Origin of the sequence: Pseudomonas sp. Rh2, assembly GCF_040762985.1 — a bacterium.
GTDB lineage: Bacteria > Pseudomonadota > Gammaproteobacteria > Pseudomonadales > Pseudomonadaceae > Aquipseudomonas > Aquipseudomonas taiwanensis.
Genome location: NZ_CP142890.1, coordinates 1,633,851 through 1,655,250, shown reverse-complemented (window position 1 = coordinate 1,655,250; position 21,400 = coordinate 1,633,851). Strand labels below are relative to the sequence as shown.

Below are 21,400 nucleotides of genomic sequence, written 5' to 3'. Positions count from 1 at the left end.
GGTCGTGACAAGGCCACTGTGATGAAATGCGATCCTTCGCTTCTTCTCCCTGCCAAACCTGCCGTGAAATCCCGCCTGATCCGCCAACTGCTGCTGCCACCCCTGGTCATCCTGCTGATGATCGGCCTGGGCCTGGCTGGCTATCTGATCAGCGAGAGCAACGGCATCCGTAGCCTCAGCGAAAATGGCGAGCGTCAGCTGGAACTGCATGCGCGCACAGTAGAGAGCGAAATCAGCAAGTACACCTACCTACCGAGCCTGCTCGAACTGGAAGACAGCGTCTCGAAGCTGCTCACCGACCCGGATGGCGAATACCGTCAGACCGTCAACGAATACCTTGAAGGCCTGAACCGACGCAGCCGCAGCCGGGCGATCTTCGTGCTCGACACCAATGGCCGGGTGCAGGCTACCAGCAACTGGCGCGATGCCGATTCGTTCCTCGGCGAAGACCTGTCGTTCCGGGCGTATTTCCAGGATGCCGTGCGCGGTGAACCGGGGCGCTTCTACGGCATCGGCAGCACGACTGGGGAAGCCGGCTACTACCTGGCCCATGGCCTGGAAGAGCACGGCAAGATCATAGGCGTGGCCGTCATCAAGGTGCGCCTGGATACCCTCGAAGAGCGCTGGCAGCGCGCGCGACTCGAAGCCTTCGTCAGCGATGAGAACGGCATCATCATCCTGTCCAGCGATCCGGCCCGGCGGCTGAAGTCGGTTCGTCCGCTGACGCCACAAATCAAGGAGCGCCTGGCGCGCAGTCTGCAGTACTACTGGTGGCCGCTTAACGAGCTGCAACCCCTGGCCCGCGAAACACTGGCCGATGGCGTGGAGAAACTGACCTTCCCGGCCAACAGCGAAACCGCCCACGGCAAAGTCCACGAAGTGGCCTACCTGGCCCAGACCCGCCGACTGGTCGACACGCCCTGGCACTTCACCCTGCTGACCCCGCTGCAGGACCTGCGCCGTGAGTCCATGGTGCAAGGCGTCCTGGTGGCGGTGGCTTTCGCCCTGCTGGCGATTCTGGGGATCGCCTGGAACGAGCGGCGCAAGGTGATCGCCACCCGTCTGGCTGCCCGTGAAGCCCTGGAAGAGGCCAACAGCCAGCTTGAGCGGCGCATCGCCGACCGTACCGCCGACCTGCGGGCCAGCAACGAGCGGCTCAAAGGACAGATCCGCGAACGTCGCCACGCGGAACAGACGCTTCGCCATGCCCAGGACGAACTGGTCCAGGCCGGCAAGCTGGCGGCCATCGGGCAAATGTCGACCAGCATCGCCCACGAACTGAATCAGCCGCTGGCGGCACTGCGCACGTTGTCAGGCAATACCGTGCGCTTCCTCGAACGCGGTGCGCTGGAGACCGCCAGCACCAATTTGCGTACCATGAACGACCTGATCGACCGCATGGGCCGCATCACCGCCAGCCTGCGCTCGTTCGCCCGCCGTGGCGACGACCGCGGCCAGGCTTCGCTGGCCAAGGCCGTGGAAGCCTGCCTGCAGGTGCTGGGCAACCGCATCGCCGGCTGCCAGCTGCGACTGCACAGCCAGTTCGATGACCAGCAGTTGGCCATCGACCAGACCCGTCTCGAGCAGATTCTGGTCAACCTGATCGGCAACGCCCTTGATGCCATGGCCAGCCAACCGCATCCGGAACTCTGGTTGGAAGGCGAACTGCAGGACGACAAGTACCGGCTGCGAGTACGCGATAATGGCCATGGCATTGACCCCGAAACACGCAAGCACCTGTTCGAACCTTTCTTCACCACAAAACCGGGCGAACATGGCCTGGGCCTGGGGTTGACCCTGTCGGCGAGCCTTGCCGCCGCCGCCAAGGGCACCCTGAGCGTCGAGCACCCCGCCAGCGGCGGGACTGCCTTCGTGCTGGCCCTGCCCCTGGCCACGCCCCCTAGCGAATCGGCAGAGCACCCATGAACCAAGCACCTCTCACTGTCCTGATCGTCGAAGACGACCCGCATGTGCTGCTCGGCTGCCAACAGGCACTGGCCCTGGAAGATATCGCCTGCGAAGGCGTCGGCAGTGCCGAACAAGCACTGGAACGTATTGGCGATGACTTCGCTGGCATCGTCGTCAGCGATATCCGCCTGCCGGGCATCGACGGCCTGGAATTGCTGAACCGGCTCAAGGCCCGCGACCGCAGCCTGCCCGTGGTGCTGATCACTGGCCACGGCGACATCGACATGGCGGTGGGCGCAATGCGCAACGGTGCCTACGACTTCATGGAAAAGCCCTTCTCGCCAGAACGATTGGTCGATGTGGTACGCCGGGCCCTGGAGCAACGCGGCCTGTCGCGCGAGGTAGTGGCCCTGCGCCGCCAGTTGGCGAGTCAAAGTAGCCTGGAGGGACGCATCATCGGCCGTTCACCGGCCATGGAGCACCTGCGCGAGCTGATCGCCAATGTCGCCGACACTTCGGCCAACGTGCTGATCGAAGGCGAGACCGGTACCGGCAAGGAGCTGGTCGCCCGTTGCCTGCACGATTTCAGCCGCCGCCACGGCCAACCATTCGTTGCCTTGAACTGCGGCGGCCTTCCGGAAAACCTCTTCGAAAGCGAGATTTTCGGCCACGAAGCCAATGCCTTCACCGGCGCCGGCAAGCGCCGCATCGGCAAGATCGAGCATGCCAATGGCGGCACGCTGTTCCTTGACGAAGTCGAAAGCATGCCGATCAACCTGCAGATAAAACTGCTGCGTGTCCTGCAGGAACGCACACTGGAACGCCTGGGCTCGAACCAGAGCATCCCGGTAGACTGTCGGGTGATCGCCGCGACCAAGTCCGACCTCGACGCGCTGGGTCAGAGCGGCCAATTCCGCAGCGACCTGTATTACCGCTTGAACGTGGTCACCCTGGAACTGCCGCCACTGCGTGAGCGTCGCGAAGACATCCTGCAGTTGTTCGAACACTTCCTGCAGCAGTCTGCATTACGCTTCGACCGCGACGTCCCCACGCTCGACAGCCAGACCCTCTCGCGCCTGATGGCCCATGACTGGCCAGGCAACGTGCGTGAGCTACGCAACGTTGCCGAGCGCTATGCGCTGGGCCTGCCAGCGTTCAAGAAAAGCAGCAGTGGTGGCGCCGCCCAGGGCCTGGGGTTCTCCGAGGCCGTCGAGGCATTCGAGCGCAACCTGCTCAGCGATGCCCTTCAGCGCACTGGCGGCAACCTCAGCCAGGCCAGCCAGGAACTGGGCATGGCCAAGACGACACTGTTCGACAAAGTGAAAAAGTACGGCCTCGGCTGAATTCAACCTGATCTGGATATACGACGTGGACTTGGTATTCAAAGCGGCCCTGGGCGCTGGGGTCGTCGTTCTGCTGGCCATTCTTTCAAAGACCCGCAACTACTACATCGCCGGGCTGGTGCCGTTGTTTCCCACCTTCGCCCTGATCGCCCACTACATCGTGGGCAAAGGGCGTGGTGTCGAGGACCTGAAGACCACGATCCTGTTCGGAATGTGGTCGATCATTCCCTACTTCGTCTACCTGGCGGCCTTGTACGTACTGGTAGACCGGATGCGCCTTGAAGCATCGCTGGCGCTGGCGACTGTGGCCTGGTTGATGGCGGCAACGGTGCTGGTGACGGTTTGGGTGCGGATGCACTGAGGGAACCCGCGTGCCTGCGGTTCAAAGCCCGGCAATGTGCGTGACACCTTCGCGTTGCGACTGCAGGTAGGGTAGAACCGCCCCCAGCAACGGCGCCTTGAACGGCTCCTGGAACCGATGCGCCAACCCCGGTATCAGCCGTAACTGGCTGCCCTGAATGTGCGCTGCCAGATGCACACCATGCATCACCGGCAACAGCGGGTCGGCGGTGCCATGCACCACCAGCGTTGGCACCCGCAGTTGGTTGAGCAACTCGACCCGACTTGGCTCAGCGAGAATCGCCATGATCTGGCGCTTCGCCCCTTCAGGATTGAACGCCCGGTCATAGGCGGCCGCGGCCTGCTGCAACAACACCGCCCGATCATCCTGGACTTCGGGGCTGCCCAGCGCAGCCAGCAAGTCCGCCTGCTGCTCGATGGCCACTTGCCGGTTCGGCGCACTGCGACGGGCCAGCAGCTGGACCAAGGCAGGGTTCGGTGCCGGCAAGCCTGCGGCACCGGAGCTGGACATCACCAGTGTCAGGCTACGAACCCGCTCTGGCGCCATGGCCGCCATGTGCTGGGCGATCATGCCGCCCATGCTCACCCCCAGCACATGGAAATCCCCTATCCCCAGTGTATCCATCAGCCGCAAGCCATCACGCGCCATGTCGGTCAGGGTGTAAGGCGCGGCCACCGGCAAGCCAAACTTGTAACGCAGCAACTCGACCGTCAGGTTGGCCGAGGGTGGCAACTGGTTCCAGCGCGACAGGCCAACATCGCGGTTGTCGTAGCGAATGACCCGAAACCCTTGGCGACACAACGCTTGCACCACATCGTCGGGCCAATGAATCAACTGCCCACCTAGGCCCATCACCAGCAGCAAAGCCGGGTCCCTGGGCGCGCCGACGCTCTGGTACACCAGGCTCAACTCACCGATCTCAGCCCGTTGCACCGGTACCTGGGCATCGCAGCGCCCGGTGGCAAAGGTAGTCGGTACGCTGAAAACGAAGCACAAAAAGAACAAGAAGGCCCGCATGAAAGAAACACCAGAATGCATATCCCCAGTAGAGCGTGAGTCTGATGAAATCTGTTCGGGCGCGCTGCCACAGTTCGGTGACAGTTTGATGAACCCTGCTGAGCGGTCAGTACCAAAGGCCAGTCGACAGCCAGGGGCAACATGAGGGAAACTCAACTGAATCCCTTCTCAACCCAGTTTCACCCTCGGAGTCAGCCGTGCTGGAGATCCGCCACCTGAAAACCCTTCATGCCCTGCGCGAGGCCGATAGCCTGGTGGAGGCCGCCGAACGCCTCCACCTGACCCAATCGGCGCTGTCGCACCAGTTCAAGGAACTGGAGGAGCGCCTGGGCATGCCGCTGTTCGTGCGCAAGACCAAACCCATTCGCTTCACCAGCGCCGGTCTGCGCCTGCTGCAACTGGCCGACGCCACCCTACCCTTGCTGCGCGGCGCCGAACGCGATATCGCCCGCCTGGCCGGCGGTACCGCTGGGCGCCTGCACATGGCCATCGAATGCCACAGCTGCTTCCAGTGGCTGATGCCGACCATCGACCAGTTCCGCGACGCTTGGCCGGAGGTGGAGCTGGACCTGGCCTCGGGCTTTGCCTTTGCCCCTTTGCCGGCACTGGCCCGTGGCGACCTGGACCTGGTGGTGACATCCGACCCGGTGGACCTGGCCGGTATCACCTACGTACCGCTGTTTACCTACGAGGCCATGCTCGCCGTGGCCAACCAGCATCCGCTGGCCAGCAAGCCGTACATCGTGCCCCAGGACTTGATCGACCAGACGCTGATCACCTACCCGGTCGAGCGCGACCGCCTGGACATCTTCACCCGCTTCCTCGAACCGGCCGACATCGAGCCGGCGGCTGTTCGCACGTCCGAGCTGACGGTCATGATGATGCAGTTGGTGGCCAGCGGCCGTGGGGTGTGCGGCATGCCCCACTGGGCGCTGCACGAATACAGTTCGCGGGGCTATGTGAAGGGCAAGCGCCTGGGCGAGAAAGGCCTGTTCGCCACGCTCTACGCAGCGGTGCGCACCGACATGCTCGATGCGCCGTACATGCGCGATTTCCTGCTGACCGCCAAGGACACTTCGTTCGCCACCCTCGATGGGGTCAGCGCGGTGCGTTGAGGCCGTCGCGCCACAGCGGCAGGATCAGGTCGCGGGTCAACGGAGCCAGGTCAAGCGCCGTGGCCTCCTCTGCCGAGAGCCAAATCACTTCTTCGATTTCCGCCGCCGGGGCCACAGCCTCGGCGCAGTCGACGCGGAACAGTTCGGCCTGCACTTCGAATCCAGGCTCGTTGGCAGCCGGAGCGCTGAAGCGGCCCAGGTGCACAGCGGCGTCGGGATCGACGCGCAGGCCCAGCTCTTCATGCAGCTCGCGCACCAGGGCTTGGGCCGGCGACTCGCCCGCGTCGATCTTGCCGCCAGGCTGCATGAAGGCCTGGGTTCCCCGTTTGCGTACCAACAGGGTACGGCCTTGCGGGTCGATCAGCAGGGCGGCGGCGATGCGGATGGTGTTGGACATTGAAGGGCTCGCTGAAAATAAATGCATAGGAGGGCCTGATCGCCAGCCCCTGCCAAACCCGCAGGAGCCAGCTTGCCGACGATTGGGGCGCTACAGTCTACAGAAGATCAACGACGAACGGCCCCTTGCCAACCCGACGCTAACCCTCCATAACCAACACATGAACCTGCCAGCCCACCAGCACCCGGTGCTCAAGCTGTTCCATCTCGCCGTCGGCACCTGGTTCCGCCGCCGTTTCGCCACGGTCACCGATGCCCAGGCTCAAGCCTGGCCGCTGATTCATGCCGGACGGTCGATGTTGCTCGCCGCACCGACCGGCTCGGGCAAGACCTTGAGTGCCTTCCTGGCCGTACTCGACGAGCTTTTTCGCGACGGCCTTGACCGAGATGGCGCGCTGCCCGCTCACACCCAGATCGTCTACGTCTCGCCACTCAAGGCCCTGTCCAATGACATCCAGCTGAACCTGCAGGCACCGCTCGAAGGCATCGCCAAAGTCCTGGAAGAGCAAGGCCTGAAGGCACCGCGTATCACCACCGCCGTGCGCACCGGCGATACCCCGCAGAAAGAACGCACCGCCATGCGCAAGCTGGCGCCGCACATCCTGGTGACTACACCCGAGTCGCTGTACGTTCTGATGGGCTCGGCCTCGGGCCGCGCAGGCCTGGCCAGTGTGCACACGGTGATCGTCGATGAAATCCACGCCTTGGCCGACAACAAGCGCGGCAGCCACCTGGCATTGACGTTGGAGCGACTGGAGGCGCTGGCCGGGCGACCGCTGCGGCGGATCGGCTTGTCGGCGACCCAGCGACCGGTCGAGCGGGTGGCGCAGTTTCTGGTCGGGCATGGGCGCCCCTGTGCGATCGTCGATGTCGGCCACGTACGCCAGCGTGACCTGGCACTGGAGGTACCACCGGTTCCCCTGGAGGCGGTGATGTCCACCGATGCCTGGGGCCTGGTCTACGATCGTCTCGCCAAACTGGCCCGCGAACACCGCACCACGCTGATCTTCGTCAACACACGGCGCCTGGCCGAGCGCCTGACCCGTCACCTCGGCGAGCGCCTGGGCAACGATGCGGTGGCCGCGCACCACGGTAGCCTGGCCAAGGAGTATCGCCTGGCCGCCGAACAACGGCTCAAGGCCGGCGATCTGCAAGTGCTGGTGGCCACCGCCTCGCTGGAGCTGGGCATCGACATCGGCGACGTCGATCTGGTGTGCCAGATCGCCTCACCCGGCTCGATCGCCGCCTTCCTGCAGCGCGTCGGCCGATCCGGGCACCAGGTCGATGGCGTGCCCAAGGGGCGGCTGTTTCCCACGTCACGGGACGAGCTGATCGAGTGCGTGGCCCTGCTCGACGGCGTGCGCCGGGGAGACCTGGATGAACTGCGAGTCCCCAAAGCGCCCCTGGACGTACTCGCCCAGCAGATCGTCGCGGAAGTGAGCAACCAGCCCTGGGCGGAGTCCGCGCTGTTCGACATGCTGCGCAAAGCCACGCCCTACGCCGAACTCGACGAGGGCCATTACCAAGCACTGTTGCGCATGCTCGCCGATGGCTACAACGGCCGACAGGGCGTGCGCAGCGCCTATCTGCACCGCGACGCGGTCAGTGGCACGGTGCGCGGGCGCCGGGGCAGCCAGCTCACCGCGCTGACCAGTGGCGGCACCATCCCCGAAACCGCCGACTATGCGGTGCTGCTCGAACCTCAGGCGCTGAACATCGGTAGCGTCAACGAAGACTTCGCCGTCGAGAGCATCGCTGGCGACATCTTCCAGTTAGGCAATGCCTCTTACCGCATTCTGCGGGTCGAACCTGGGCGAGTACGTGTCGAAGACGCCCATGGCCTGCCACCGACCATTCCATTCTGGCTCGGCGAGGCGCCGGGCCGCAGCGATGAGTTGTCTGCCGCGGTTGCCCGCCTGCAAGCCCGGGTCGACGAACGCCTGGCAATGAGTGGTGGCGATTTCCCGCCAGTGCTGCAATGGCTGCAGTCCACCTTCGAACTGGACGAAGCCTGCGCCAGCCAGCTACTCGACTACCTGGGCCGTACCCGTCAGGTGCTGGGCGCCCTGCCTTCGCAGCAGACCCTGGTGATGGAGCGTTTCTTCGACGAGTCGGGCGGCACCCAATTGATCATCCACGCGCCTTACGGGAGCCGGATCAACCGCGCCTGGGGCCTGGCCCTGCGCAAGCGTTTCTGCCGCACCTTCAATTTCGAGTTGCAGGCAGCGGCCAGCGAAGACGCTATCGTGCTGTCGCTGTCCACCAGCCACAGCTTCGAGCTCGACGACGTATGGCGTTACCTGTCCAGCCGCAGCGCCGAACACATGCTGGTCCAGGCTTTGCTCGATGCCCCTTTATTCGGCGTGCGCTGGCGCTGGACAGCATCGGTGGCCCTGGCCCTGCCGCGCTTTGTCGGCGGCCGCAAAGTAGCCCCTCAGATCCAGCGGATGAAAAGTGAAGACCTGATTGCCTCGGTGTTTCCCGACCAGATCGCTTGCCTGGAGAACATCGTCGGCGAGCGGCAGATACCCGATCACCCGCTGGTAGAGCAAACCCTCGACGATTGCCTGCATGAGGCCATGGACAGCGAAGGTTGGTTGGCCTTGCTGCGACGCATCGAAAGCGGCGAGGTACGCTTGCTCAGCCGTGACCTGCCGACCCCCTCGCCGCTGGCCTCGGCGATTCTCAATGCCAGGCCGTATGCCTTCCTCGACGATGCCCCGCTGGAAGAGCGGCGCACCCAGGCGGTGCTCAACCGGCGCTGGAACGCGGTGAACAGCCGCGATGACCTCGGCGCGCTGGACGCCGATGCGATCGTCAGCGTACAGGACGAGGCATGGCCACGACCGGGCAATGCCGACGAGATGCATGAAGCCTTGATGAGCCTGGGCGCCATCGGCCAGGAAGAGGTCCAGGCCAACCCCAGCTGGGATTTGCTGCTGCGCCAGCTCGCCAAGGCCGGACGAGCCATGCGCCTGACCGCAGCGAAACTCTGGCTGGCGCGTGAGCGCCTGAGCCTGTTGCGGGCGCTCTATCCGGCATCCCCCCTGGAGCCGGCGCTGGACGTGCTGCCGGGCTTCGACCAGGGCATCGACCCGGACAACGCATTGAGCGAGCTGCTACGTGCCCGCCTGAGTGGCTACGGGCCTCAGACCGTGGCCCAGATCGCCGCGCCGCTGGGCCAGCGCCCTGTTGACGTCGAGCAGGCGCTAGCCCGCCTGGAAAGAGAGGGCTACGTATTGCGCGGCCACTTCACTCCTGGGGTGGACGAACCGCAGTGGTGTGAGCGGCACCTGCTTGCGCGCATCCATCGTTACACGGTCAAACGCCTGCGTCGGGAGATCGAGCCGGTCAGTTTGCAGGACTTCATGCGTTTTCTGTTCGACTGGCAGCACCTGGCAGCGGATGAACGCCTGCGCGGCCCGCAGGCCGTGGCCCATGTGCTGGCCCAACTGCAAGGTTTCCCAAGCGCTGCCGGGGCATGGGAAGCAGAGCTGCTACCTGCACGGATCAAGGACTACAGCCCGCACTGGCTCGACGATGCCTGTCGCAGCGGGCAGTTCGCCTGGAGCCGACTGGCCACGACAACGGCGAGCAACACCTTGTCCAGTACGCCATTGGTCCTGCTGCCACGCGAGCACATGAACCTGTGGCGCAGCTTGGCCCCCGAGCCTGCAGCGCAAGCACTGGGCGGGCGGGCGCAACGGGTCTTGGAGGCGCTGCGCGCGCAGGGTGCACTGTTCTTCGACGAACTGGTCGTGGAGGCCCATCTGCTGCCCAGCGAGCTGGAAGCTGCCTTGCAGGAGCTGGTGGGAGCCGGACTGGTAAGCGCCGACAGCTTCACCGGGTTGCGCAGCCTTATCACTCCGGCGGCGAAACGCGCATCGCGCAACAGCCGCCGCGGCCACTCACCGCTATCCAGCAGCATGGCCCATGCCGGACGTTGGGCGTTGCTGCGCAGAGGCAGTGGCCCGGTGGACGAAGGCCAGCGTACAGAACACGTCGCCCGCGCGCTGCTGCGCCGCTATGGGGTGATCTGCTGGCGGCTGCTGGAGCGGGAAAGCGATGTGCTGCCGCCCTGGCGTGAACTGCTGCGTTGCTATCACCGGCTGGAGGCGCGAGGGGAGATTCGGGGGGACGCTTCATTGCCGGGCTGGCGGGTGAGCAATTCGCCTTGCCGGAAGCGATCGGTTTGCTGCGCCAGGTAAGGCGTAGAGCACTGGATGGGTCGCTGATCGTCATCAGCGCCAGCGACCCGCTGAACCTGATCGGGACGTTGCTTCCTGGGGTGAAAGTGCCCGCGGTCGCGGGTAACCGTCTACTTTATCGCGATGGCGTGCCGGTGGCGGCGCGGGTGGCTGGGCGTTATAGCTACCTGGTGGAGGGGGTAGCAGGGGAGCAGGCGGTTTGGAAGCAGAAGCTGTTGCGTGACATGGGTGGGGGTTGACTGGGATTCAGGGGGGGCTACGGGCACCAGGATGAGGTTTCTGCGCCTAGGAGATCGAGCGCCGCCCGCGCGGCGCATCGCGAGCAAGGCTCGCTCCTACGTTTGTTTTTGGCCAGTCACGTCAGTGGCAGACGCGCGCGACCGCCGAGATTGATACACACGCACTGATGGGTGCAAGTCGATCTTTCCTACAGTACGGGTCGAATTTGCCTGGCACCTAGTCAGGTAACCCCACTCATACCCTTTGGCCTTCTCGGATTTCCCGACCAGGAAGGCCTGCCAAATGCCCTAAGGTTCCCCCGGGTCCGCGCTGTCCGAGCGCGAGGTCCAGATCGCCATCGCCCCGCTGGAAACCCTGCTGCGCGAAGACCTCGGTGCCGCTGCCGCCGCCGTCGACCAGTGGCTTCAGGACATCAGCTGCGGTCTGCTCGACCTGCAATCGGTGCGTTATCACCTCGAAGCTTCGGTGCCGGTTGTGGCCAACGCCTTCGCCCTGGTGGATGCGCTGCTCGATATCGCCGAGCTGGTACGAAATCCCAGCAACGATCCGCTGCAATGGGTCAGCCTGGGCATCAACCTGATTGGCGTGGTTCCGGTTCCGCTCGGCCTGGCACGGGCGCGCATGGTGCTGCGGCCGGTGCTGCACCTGACCCGACAGAAGCTGCGGCGCAACCCCCGGGCCAACTTGGGCGCGGTGTTCCTGGAAATCCTCGAAGGCCACCTGCACGCCAACCTTCGCGGTAAGCTGGAGCACTACGTCGACGGCGCCCTCGAGCAACTGCCTGCCATGCTCGAAGCCGCCGGCCAGACCGCCAGCCAACTGTTCGGTGGGCTGGCCGGGCTGCTCAAGGACGCCGCTAGCGGCAACCTCGACGCCAAGGCCAACCGTGCCCAGGCCCGCCAACAGCTGGCCCAGGTGGCGCTGTACGACTCCCTGTTCGAAGTCGACGCCTGGACCCTGGCCGCCGCGGCCCTCGCCAATGCTGGAGAAGGCCTGCTCAAGAGCGCCTACAACGGCGTTGCGCGACAGTTCGACGAAGCCTTGCCGAAACTGTTGCAGCCCCTGATCGATACCCTTGAGCGCCTGGCCGCCCGTGTTCCGCGCTTCCTCGACACGCTGGGCCAGGCCAAGCGCCAACGTGATCTCGGCTGTGGCTTCACCCTGTTCGGCTGGGACGGCGACACCCTGGCCTGGGAAAGCTCACCGCCAAGGGACGATGGCGATACCGGGCGTACCGTGCATTATCTGTATGAACCGGGCAGTTTCGTGCCGGTGGCCCAGGCCCTGCGCAAGCGCCCGATCGTGCTGCACAGGCAGCCGGATTGGCGTCAGCGGGAATACGACTTCGATCAGGATCCGTTGTGGCAAACGACGATGCCACCGCAGGCGTTCGATGCGATTGCCTGGTACCACTGTGATCACCTCGGCACGCCGATGGAGCTGACCGATCCGCACGGTAACGTTGCCTGGGCAGGGCAGTACAAGGCGTGGGGAGAGGTGCGGGAGGAGCGTTCGGAGTGGGCCAAGCAGCATGGCCTGAGTAACCCGATTCGCTTCCAGGGGCAGTACCACGATCATGAGACCGGGCTGCATTACAACCGTTATCGGTACTATGACTCAAAGGGCTCTCGCTTTACAAGCCAAGATCCAATAGGGTTGAGCGGTGGACTGAATTTATATGTTTATGTTCCAAGCTCTACACAATGGATTGATCCGCTGGGTTTGTCTGGATGCGTTTGCAAACTGACTGAAACTTCCACTAGCGTGATCAATCAACAAAGACTGAATCGATACTACACTCAGTATGAGAAATACGGCAGTGCTGGAGCAAAAGAGTTAGAGAATGGGCGTTATCGTTTTTATGGAGAGTTGAAGTCGCCTAGGACTCCAGGCGAAATGAAAGGTGCTAGATTGGTACGAGAATGGGATCCTAACACCGATGAACGAAGAACCTGGTATGAAACGGTAGATCACTACAACAATATACGAAGCGTTGCGCCGAAGCCGATAACGCACGAAAAAAATCACCACATATTTGAAGCAAGCGGTAAGTATATCGGCAGGAGGTAGACTTGAATATTGAACCAACTCGCAGCGACATGATAAATAAAATAAAACTTGTGATTGATGGGGTCGAATCACGCAGCGAAGTGGCGAGATGGGCTTTCGCCATCTACGAGGATGACGATTTAAGGATAGCGGACAAGGTTGTACTTAAGTATTTAGAATTGCTGGGCGCTTTAGATCTTCATGGTGTAGACAGGGAGTATCTATACACCGAAGAAGATTTAAATCACTGGTTAAATAGCATAAAAACTGAAGATATCCCTTAGGGAGACACTGCATAAATAGCCAGCCGCCCCTACCCTTGGCACACTGAGCCCCCTCAACCAGCCTCCTCCGTGAGCTTTGTTACGCGCATGCAAAAGACCTTCTCCGAACTCGAATACACCGGCAAGAAAAAGCAGACTCGCCGGGGCGGCTGGCTATTTATGCAGTGTCTCCCTAAGTATCCCCACACGCGGGCAAGCCCAGCGATCTTCCCCAGCCAGGCTGCCCACGAATCTCGCACCTTTAAAGGCCACGTTTACTCATCCCGCCTGATGTAGTCCGCATCCTACGAGTCGTGTCGAACTGCGTCTGACATATCTGGGAAGCACTTTTCCGTACTGTTCGCACCGCGACTTTTGGCGGCCGGCTGCATAAGTATTCGGTAGCGCACTACTGGGACCGGCCGGAAGCGGGACGATGGCAATACCGGGCGTACTGTGCATTACCTGTATGAACCGGGCAGCTTCGTGCCGGTGGCACAGGCCCTGCGCAAGCGCCCGATCGTGCTGCACAGGCAGCCGGATTGGCGTCAGCGCGAGTACGACTTCGATCAGGATCCGTTGTGGCAAATGACGATGCCGCCGCAGGCGTTCCATGCAATTGCCTGGTACCACTGCGATCACCTGGGCACGCCGATGGAGCTGACCGATCAGCACGGCAACGTTGCGTGGGCGGGGCAGTACAAGGCGTGGGGGGCGGTGCGGGAAGAATGCCCGACCGGCGTGGCAACCCAGGATTCATTGCGCCAACGCGCCCTGGTGGTGCCGGACAAGGCCCAGCAGGTGCTGAACTTCCATCACAACACACTGCGCGCCCTGGCCGAAATGCTGGCGGCGGCGGGGTTGGAGCATCCGGCCCAACTGGAAGCCAAGCACCTGGTGCGGCGCGTGTCGGCCACCGAGATCAAGCTGTTCTCGCAGATGCAGTATTCCTCAAGCCGGGGGAGCGGCTTACCGGTGAGGTGGATGGCCAGTTCTACTCGAGTATGTGGCAAATGGCACGGGCAGACAGCTTCGAGCCGCAGGGTGAAACGGTGGCTTGAGCGCTTGCGAATCGAGACCGCCCCCAATGGAAGCGGCCCCGAGAATCTCAGATCAAGACGCCGTGCCGACCGCGCCCTGCTCCTCTTTCGGTGCCAAGCGCAGCGTGTAGTACAGCACCGTCAGCAGCACCAGGAACGCCGGACCGACGTACAACGCCACCCGGGTATCCTCGAAGTACGCCATCAGCCCCACCACCAGCACCAGGAACGCCAGCGCCAGGTAAGAGCTCAGCGGCCACAGCCACATGCGGTACTTCAGGCCCTTCTGCTCAGCCGTGGACAGCCCGGCGCGGAACTTGATCTGGGCCAGCAGGATCATCACCCAAGTCCAGATCGCACCGAAGGTGGCAATCGAGGTCACCCAGACGAACACCTTCTCAGGCACCAGGTAGTTGGCCAGCACACCCAGCAGCAGCGCACCGATCGACAACAGCAAGGCATTGCGCGGCACGCCGTTGCTGGAGGTCTTGGCAAAAGCCGCTGGGGCCTGGCCATTCTGCGCCAGGCTGTAGAGCATGCGCCCGGTGCTGAAGATGCCACCATTGCACGACGACAGCGCTGCGGTGATGACCACAAAGTTGATGATGCCAGCGGCGGTCTTGATGCCCAGGCGCTCGAAGGTCATCACGAACGGGCTGCCCTGGCTACCGATCTCGCTCCAGGGGTAAATCGACAGGATGACGAACAGCGCGCCGACATAGAACAGCAGGATGCGCCAAAACACCGAGCCGATGGCCTGTGGAATGGTCTTTTGCGGGTTGCGCGCTTCACCGGCGGTCAGGCCGATCATTTCCACGCCCAGATAGGCGAACATCACCATCTGCAGCGACATCAGCACACCGGTCACGCCATTGGGCATGAAGCCGCCGTTGCTCCACAGGTTGGAGATACCCACGGCCACACCGTCGTTGCCGAAGCCGAAGGCAATGATGCCGATGCCACCGAGCACCATGGCGATGATCGTGACGATCTTGATCAGGGCAAACCAGAATTCGAACTCACCGAATGCCTTGACCGCGATCAGGTTGATGGCGCCCATGCTGCCCAAGGCGGCCAAGGCCCAGATCCAGCGAGGCACGTCCGGGAACCAGATGCCCATGTAGATGGCCACGGCGGTGATTTCCGCAACGCAAGTCACCAGCCACAGGAACCAGTAGTTCCAACCGGTAAGAAAGCCCGCCAATGGGCCGAGGTAATCCTGGGCGTAGCGACTGAAGGAACCGGCGACGGGATTGTGCACGGCCATCTCGCCCAGCGCGCGCATGATCACCAGAATCGCCAGGCCGCCAATGATGTAGGAAAGCATGATGGCAGGGCCGGCCATTTCGATGGCTTTGGCCGAACCGAGGAAAAGACCGACACCGATACAGGCGCCCAGCGCCATCAGACGAATGTGCCGTTCGCCCAGTTCACGCTTGAGCGGGCCGCCTTGGACGGTCTCGCCGTGGGCAGGGTGGTTGCCGACTGGCATAGCAATACAACCTCATTTTGTTATTGGATTTGACCTTCGTGCAGCCTCAGCCATGCCGATAGGCGTGGCGTTGCTTGTCGGGCTAGCCTTGTGGGAGGGCCCGCATGCCGGAATAGAGCGGTCGGCAAGGCGAAGGGGCCGAGCAGTATAGGAAGGCTGTCGTAGGGCTTTTCACTATAAAAACGGAAGATTTGGGGAAAACTTCCGTCGCTGGCAGGTGCCAGTGGGCCCTCTCGCACGGCTACCATAGCAATATCGGCCTTGAACGAATGCGCCACCAAAGCCGCATTCCCACGTCAGCTTTATGTTCTTCCTACAAATTTTTCACCTGACTCGGCCAACGTCTAAGCTTCAGGCAAGCAATACGAAAAAACCTGGCCGGATTGAAGACTATGGGCGCACTGTGGCAATCGGAACCAACCAGAACGGAAGCACCCGAGACACCTCTGGCCGAGACGCCACAGCCCAAGCCCCCACGTCAGCGTCGGCTGTGGTGGCGGTTGATCCTGCTGATCCTGCTGGTGGCGCTCGTGGCCATCGGCTTCGCCGCCTATGACGAGTTCCGCACCTCGAACTTGCAGTCCCGGGAGTTCAGCAAGCTGGCCACCACACTTACCTACTCGCTGCAACCGGGGCCCAGTGACGCCATCGTCTATCCCGGTGAAGGCCCGTTCGACAAACGCCTGGGCTATAGCGCGCTGGGCGAGTTCCTGCCACGCCTGCTCAAGCGCGACTACCTGATCAGCGAGCAAGTACGGTTCTCGCCGGCGCTGATGAACTATGTCGATCATGGCTTGTTCGCGCCCTATATCGAGAAGATCCAGGCGGGCCTGTCGATCACCGACTGTCGCGGCGACACGCTGTACCAGTACAACTACCCGCAACACCTGTACCCGGACTTCAGTTCGATCCCTCCGGTCATCGTCAACAGCCTGCTGTTCATCGAGAACCGCGACCTGCTCGATGCCAAGGACCCTCGCAACAACCCAGCAGTGGACTGGCCACGCTTCGCCAAGGCGGCCTACAGCCAGGTGGCCAAGTACCTGGCCCTGCCAGGGCAGTCGGCCGGTGGCAGTACCCTGGCGACCCAGTTGGAAAAATACAGGCACTCCCCCGATGGCCTGACCGTCTCCGGCGCCGAGAAAATCCGCCAGATGATTTCCGCCAGCGTGCGGGCCTACCAAGGCGGCCCGGACACCACCGAGGCCCGCCAGCGCATCGTGCGCGACTACCTCAACAGCGTGCCGCTGTCGGCGGTCCCTGGCCATGGCGAGGTCCACGGCATGGCGGAGGGCCTGCGGGTTTGGTACGGCGCCGATTTCGACCAGGTGAACCAGGCCCTGAGCGCTACGGCAAGTGACCCGGACAGCATGGCCGCGCGCGGCCTGGCCCTGCGCCAGGTGCTGTCGTTGATGATCGCCCAGCGCCGTCCGTCCCATTACCTGTCCAAGGGTCGGGTCGAACTGGCCGAACTGACCGACTCCCACATTCGCCTGCTGGCGGCCAACGGCGTGGTCGACAAAAAGACCGCCGATGCCGCACTGGCCAGCAAGGCTGTGTACCGCGACTGGGTGGCGCAACCGACCATCGTGCCGATCATCACCAACAAGGGTATCAGCCTGGCACGCAACCGCCTCGCAGCCATGCTCAACCGGCCGCTGTATGATCTGGACCGCCTCGACCTGTCGGCCACCAGCACGCTGCAGGCCGACCTGCAGATGCAAGCCAGTCAGTACCTGAAGAATCTCTCCGACCCTGAATTCGCCGCGCAGATCGGCCTGATCGGCGAGCGCCTGCTGACCTCCAAGACCACCGACCAAGTGCGCTACAGCTTCACGCTGTTCGAACGCACAGCCGACGGATCGCGGGTTCGGGTGCAGACCGACAGCACCGACCAGCCGTTCGATATCAACGAGGGCAGCAAGCTGGAACTGGGCTCCACAGCCAAGCTTCGTGTGCTCACTACCTATCTGGAAATCATCGCCGAACTGCACGACAAATACGCCGGCAAACCTGCCGCCGAGCTGAAGAAAGTCGAGGTCGCGGAGCTCGACCGCATCACCCAGTGGTCGCTGGAATGGCTGATGCTCAACGCCAAGAACCAGAGCCTCGATGCCATGCTCGACGCAGCGCTTGAGCGCAAGTATTCGGCCAACACCGGCGAAGCGTTCTTCACCGGCGGCGGCATGCATGTGTTCAACAACTTCCGCAAGGAAGACAACAGCCGCAACCCCACCCTCAAGGAAGCGCTGCGCGAATCGATCAACCTGCCGTTCATCCGCCTGATGCGCGACCTGGTGCGGTACGTGACCTATCAGCAGCCGTTCAACCGCGTGGCGCTGCTCAAGGATGACGCCGACCCACGGCGCCAGGAATACCTGGCCCGCTTCGCCGACAAGGAAGGCACCAACTACCTGATGCGTTTCTGGAAGAAATACCAGCGCAAGACCTCGCAACAACGCCTGGACACCTTCCTCGACAGCATGCGTATCACCCCTCAGCGCCTGGCCGCGGTGCATCGCTACCTGTTCCCTGAAGCCGGCCAGGAAACCTTCAATGCCTTCGTCCGCGCTCACAGCAAGGAAGACAAGAAAGCCCTCGCCAAGCTCACCGACAGTCGCCTGGTGGAGATGTACGAGGCCTACGGCCCCGGCAAGTACGATCTGCCCGACCAAGGCTTTATTGCCAAGGTCCACCCACTGGACCTGTGGCTACTGGGTTACCTGCTGAAGAACCCCAGCGCAACGCCCACCGAAATGGCCAATGCCAGCCGTTTCGAGCGCCAGGAAGTGTATGGCTGGCTGTTCAAGAGCCGTCATCAGGGCGCCCGCGACAGCCGCATTCGCACCATGGTCGAAATCGAGGCCTTCCTCGACATTCATCAACGCTGGAAACGCGTGGGTTACCCGTTCGATCACCTCGTCCCGTCGCTGGCCACCGCCATCGGCAGCTCCGGCGACCGTCCTGCGGCGCTCTCGGAGCTGGTCGGCATCATCCAGAACGATGGCGTGCGGCTGCCGACCTTGCGTATCGATACCCTGCACTTCGCCGCCAACACGCCCTATGAAACCAAGCTGATCAGCGACCCGGACCGGGGGCAGCGGATCTTGCCAGTCGAGGTTGCGCGTGCACTCAAAGGGGCCATGTCCCAGGTAGTGGACGCCGGTACCGCGCGGCGTATCTCCGGCAGTTTCAAACTGCATGACGGCACCCCGCTGGTGATGGGGGGCAAGACCGGCACCGGCGACAACCGGATCGAGAGCTTCGGCGCGGGTGGTCGGCTGATCGGTTCCCGTTCGTTGAACAGAACCGCGACCTTCGTGTTCTTCCTTGGCGATAACCACTTCGGCACGCTCACCGCCTTCGTGCCGGGGCGTTCGGCGGAAGCATTCAAATTCACCTCGGCCTTGCCGGTACAGGTGCTCAAGGGCATGGCACCAATTCTCATGCCCTACCTGGAGCCAGGTAACCCGAACGAGTGCAAACCGCCACAAGTGGCGATGCAGGGCCAAAACTGAGGGTGTTGTAGCGGATTGATCGAAGCTTTAGATGATAATCATCCGCATTTTTCGTCTTGTCTTTAGATATATCTTGAGTAATATCTTGCGATATATCTAAACAGACGGAGCCACCTTCCATGCGCGACCCTGCTGCCCATGACCCTTTCGAGCGCCGCCCCGGCCGGGGCGAACGCGGCCCTCGGGTGTTCGCGCCCGGTGATCTCAAACTGCTGATGCTGTCGATGCTGGCCGAGCAGCCTGGCCACGGGTATGACCTCATCCGCCAGATCGAAAGCCTGTTCGACGGCAACTACACCCCTAGCCCAGGCGTGATCTACCCCACCCTCAACTTCCTTGAAGAAGCCGAGCTGATCAGCGGCCAGGTCGAAGGCAGCAAACGCCTGTACGTCATCACCGAAGCGGGCCGCAACGCCCTGAGCGAGCAGGCCATTGCCCTGGACGGCGTGCGCATGCGCATCGAAGTCAGCAAGCGCGCCCTGCGCGGGCATGACCGTCCACCCGAGATTCACGAAGCCGTCGGCAACCTGCGTCATGCCCTGCACATGCACAGTGGCCGCTGGACTGCCGAAGAGATCGAACGCGTGCGCAACCTGCTCAACGACACGGCCAAGGCCATCGCCTCGGGGCCAGCCGACCCCGTTACGGAGAACCATCCATGAGTGACACCATTCACCGCGTCAACCACCAGATTCGCCAGCGCCGCCTGCACGTGCTGCGGGTGGCCGACCTGACCCCACGCATGCGCCGAATCACCCTCGGCGGCCAGGAGTTGCAAGGTTTCACCAGCCTCGGCAGCGATGACCATATCAAGTTGCTGTTCGCCGAAACCGCCGAACAGCAGCAGGCCATCGACGCTCGCAATCTCGGGCGGGACGGGGGCGTCAGGCCTACCATGCGCGAGTACACGCCACGACGCATCGACCTGGTCAACAACGAACTGGACATCGACTTCGTCCTGCATGGCGATGGTCCTGCCTCGACCTGGGCCGCACAGGCAGCCCCAGGACAGACACTGGACATCGCCGGCCCACGTGCCTCGATGGTGGTACCAGACATCTTCGACAGCTACCTGCTGATCGGCGATGAAACTGCCATTCCCGCCATAGGCCGCCGATTGGAAGAACTGCCAGCGGGTCGCAAAGTGCTGGCGGTCGTCCAGATCGAAGACGATCAGGAGCGCCAGCCCCTGGAGAGCAAGGCCCAGCTGGAAATAATCTGGGTGCACCGAAATGAAGATCTGCTCGCCCGAATCGAAGCACTGGGCTTGCCTGAGGGCGACTTGTACAGCTGGGTCGCATTGGAGAAATCGCTGACCCGCCAGGTCAAGGCGTTGTTGCTGGAAAAAGGCGTCAAGGAAAGTGCATTGAAGGCCGCCGCCTACTGGCGTGCCGATGGAACTGCCGACGACGAGTGATGAGTATCGAGCCAGCTCCTGCGGGTGCCACGCGGTACCTGCCGGAGCCAGCTTGCTGGCGATGAGGCCCTACACCGACGCAGGCACTCGCCGCCCCCGCCATCGGTCCAGGCCGAGCAGCACCAGGCCAATGCCCCAGAATCCTGCCAACACTCCCAACGCATTCAACATGACCTGCCTGTAACCCAAGCTGGCCACGTCGATGAATGGATAGGGGTAGACGCCGATTTCATTGCCCCGCCACAAGGCATAGGCGAAGTAGGCTGCCGGGTACAGTGCCCAGGCCGCCAGATGCCGAAGCCGCAAGCGCCCCTTGGGCACCTCGCACCACCAATACAGGACGAACAGCAGCGGCATGACGTCGTGCAGCAACTCGTCCGCCAACCATTGCCAACCCTCGGGCTGCCACAGATGGCGCAGTAGCAGGCTGTAGGCGATCGCCACCAGCACGATACTGGCCGCCACCGCGGAACTTACCGAGGGTGACAGAAAGAAACGCTTGGCACCTGAATCACGGCCAAAGGCTGCATAGCTGAGCACCGTCGCCACCAAGGTGTTGGTCAGCACCGTGAAATAGCCAAATACATTGACCAGGCCGCCGATCAGGCTGGCCTGCTCCTGCCAGCGCGCCAGCAGTACCAGATGTACCTGAACCGACAGGCCCACCCAGCCCAGCACCGCCGCCAAGGTCAACCAGGGACGACACGGCATGTCAGGCCTGGCGCTGCAATTTCACGTACAACTGTTCGACCTTTTCTCGCGCCCAGGGCGTCTTGCGCAGGAAGGTCAGGCTCGACTTGATGCTCGGGTTGCTTTTGAAACAGCGCACATCCACGCGCTCGGCCAGCCCCTGCCATTGGTAGTGCGCCACCAGCTCGGTGAGGATCTGCTCCAAGGTCTTGCCGTGCAGCGCGTTGTGTTGGGCCGTGCTCATGCCAGTGCTCCAGCGTGGGAAAGATGCGCACCTTACACGAGTGTAGTGGCCAGAGCAGCCCGCACATAACGCTAGCCAGAACAGGCCACTGCATGATCA

13 protein-coding genes and 4 pseudogenes are annotated in these 21,400 nt (G+C 62.8%); 12 read left to right on the top strand and 5 right to left on the bottom strand.

Annotated elements, in window-relative coordinates; translation table 11 throughout:
* Window positions 1-21: 21 nt before the first annotated feature.
* From VXM67_RS07460 to VXM67_RS07450, 3 genes are read left to right on the top strand one after another with little or no spacing between them, the layout of a single operon-like run.
* The gene (locus VXM67_RS07460) at window positions 22-1,926 is read left to right on the top strand and encodes an ATP-binding protein (RefSeq protein WP_023379006.1); all 1,905 of its coding nucleotides are present in this window, start codon (window positions 22-24) and stop codon (window positions 1,924-1,926) included.
* The gene (locus tag VXM67_RS07455; protein ID WP_023379005.1) at window positions 1,923-3,251 is read left to right on the top strand and encodes a sigma-54 dependent transcriptional regulator; all 1,329 of its coding nucleotides are present in this window, start codon (window positions 1,923-1,925) and stop codon (window positions 3,249-3,251) included. Before VXM67_RS07460 ends, VXM67_RS07455 begins: the two co-directional genes overlap by 4 nt.
* Before the next feature lie 25 nt (window positions 3,252-3,276).
* Window positions 3,277-3,612, top strand: coding sequence for a GlpM family protein (locus VXM67_RS07450; protein WP_023379004.1), 336 nt, complete (start codon window positions 3,277-3,279; stop codon window positions 3,610-3,612).
* Between the two features lie 21 nt (window positions 3,613-3,633).
* On the opposite strand, the gene VXM67_RS07445 is transcribed toward VXM67_RS07450, so the two are convergent.
* Window positions 3,634-4,629 (bottom strand): alpha/beta hydrolase, encoded by a 996-nt coding sequence (locus VXM67_RS07445; protein WP_023379003.1) that lies wholly within the window; start codon window positions 4,627-4,629, stop codon window positions 3,634-3,636.
* A gap of 197 nt (window positions 4,630-4,826) precedes the next feature.
* Here VXM67_RS07445 and metR point away from each other — a divergent pair, with 197 nt between their 5' ends.
* Window positions 4,827-5,744 (top strand): transcriptional regulator MetR, encoded by a 918-nt coding sequence (gene metR / locus VXM67_RS07440; protein WP_023379002.1) that lies wholly within the window; start codon window positions 4,827-4,829, stop codon window positions 5,742-5,744.
* Here metR and VXM67_RS07435 read toward each other — a convergent pair.
* A complete protein-coding gene (locus tag VXM67_RS07435) occupies window positions 5,728-6,141 on the bottom strand; it encodes an NUDIX domain-containing protein (RefSeq protein ID WP_023379001.1) in 414 nt (137 codons plus the stop codon). The two genes, metR and VXM67_RS07435, sit on opposite strands and share 17 nt — an antisense overlap.
* A gap of 160 nt (window positions 6,142-6,301) precedes the next feature.
* Here VXM67_RS07435 and VXM67_RS07430 point away from each other — a divergent pair.
* From VXM67_RS07430 to VXM67_RS07410, 5 genes and pseudogenes are all read left to right on the top strand, one after another.
* Window positions 6,302-10,587: pseudogene (locus tag VXM67_RS07430) on the top strand (DEAD/DEAH box helicase).
* A gap of 1,123 nt (window positions 10,588-11,710) precedes the next feature.
* Window positions 11,711-12,313, top strand: a pseudogene (locus tag VXM67_RS07425) (RHS repeat-associated core domain-containing protein); the annotation flags it as partial.
* A gap of 347 nt (window positions 12,314-12,660) precedes the next feature.
* Window positions 12,661-12,921 (top strand): hypothetical protein, encoded by a 261-nt coding sequence (locus VXM67_RS07420; RefSeq protein ID WP_023378997.1) that lies wholly within the window; start codon window positions 12,661-12,663, stop codon window positions 12,919-12,921.
* A gap of 567 nt (window positions 12,922-13,488) precedes the next feature.
* A pseudogene (locus tag VXM67_RS07415) lies at window positions 13,489-13,578 on the top strand (RHS domain-containing protein); the annotation flags it as partial.
* A 48-nt stretch (window positions 13,579-13,626) separates the two neighbouring features.
* A pseudogene (locus VXM67_RS07410) lies at window positions 13,627-13,961 on the top strand (FMN-binding glutamate synthase family protein); the annotation flags it as partial.
* A gap of 52 nt (window positions 13,962-14,013) precedes the next feature.
* Here VXM67_RS07410 and VXM67_RS07405 read toward each other — a convergent pair.
* Window positions 14,014-15,432 (bottom strand): amino acid permease, encoded by a 1,419-nt coding sequence (locus tag VXM67_RS07405; protein ID WP_023378996.1) that lies wholly within the window; start codon window positions 15,430-15,432, stop codon window positions 14,014-14,016.
* A 392-nt stretch (window positions 15,433-15,824) separates the two neighbouring features.
* Here VXM67_RS07405 and VXM67_RS07400 point away from each other — a divergent pair, with 392 nt between their 5' ends.
* The 3 genes from VXM67_RS07400 (at window position 15,825) to VXM67_RS07390 (ending at window position 20,367) form a co-directional block, all read left to right on the top strand.
* Window positions 15,825-18,950, top strand: a complete 3,126-nt coding sequence (locus VXM67_RS07400; RefSeq protein ID WP_367237577.1) for a transglycosylase domain-containing protein — start codon at window positions 15,825-15,827, stop codon at window positions 18,948-18,950.
* A 119-nt stretch (window positions 18,951-19,069) separates the two neighbouring features.
* Window positions 19,070-19,612 carry a PadR family transcriptional regulator gene (locus tag VXM67_RS07395; protein ID WP_023378994.1) on the top strand — a complete coding sequence of 181 codons (543 nt, stop codon included), beginning with the start codon at window positions 19,070-19,072 and terminating at the stop codon, window positions 19,610-19,612.
* Entirely contained in the window at window positions 19,609-20,367 is a 759-nt protein-coding gene (locus VXM67_RS07390; RefSeq protein ID WP_023378993.1) for a siderophore-interacting protein, read from the top strand. Before VXM67_RS07395 ends, VXM67_RS07390 begins: the two co-directional genes overlap by 4 nt.
* A 69-nt stretch (window positions 20,368-20,436) precedes the next feature.
* Here the strand turns inward: VXM67_RS07390 and VXM67_RS07385 are convergent, their stop codons facing one another.
* Window positions 20,437-21,078 (bottom strand): Pr6Pr family membrane protein, encoded by a 642-nt coding sequence (locus VXM67_RS07385; protein ID WP_186598794.1) that lies wholly within the window; start codon window positions 21,076-21,078, stop codon window positions 20,437-20,439.
* Window position 21,079: 1 nt separating this feature from the next.
* Complete coding sequence (locus VXM67_RS07380) at window positions 21,080-21,301, bottom strand: VF530 family DNA-binding protein (RefSeq protein ID WP_023378991.1); 222 nt, start codon at window positions 21,299-21,301, stop codon at window positions 21,080-21,082.
* Window positions 21,302-21,400 lie beyond the last annotated feature (99 nt).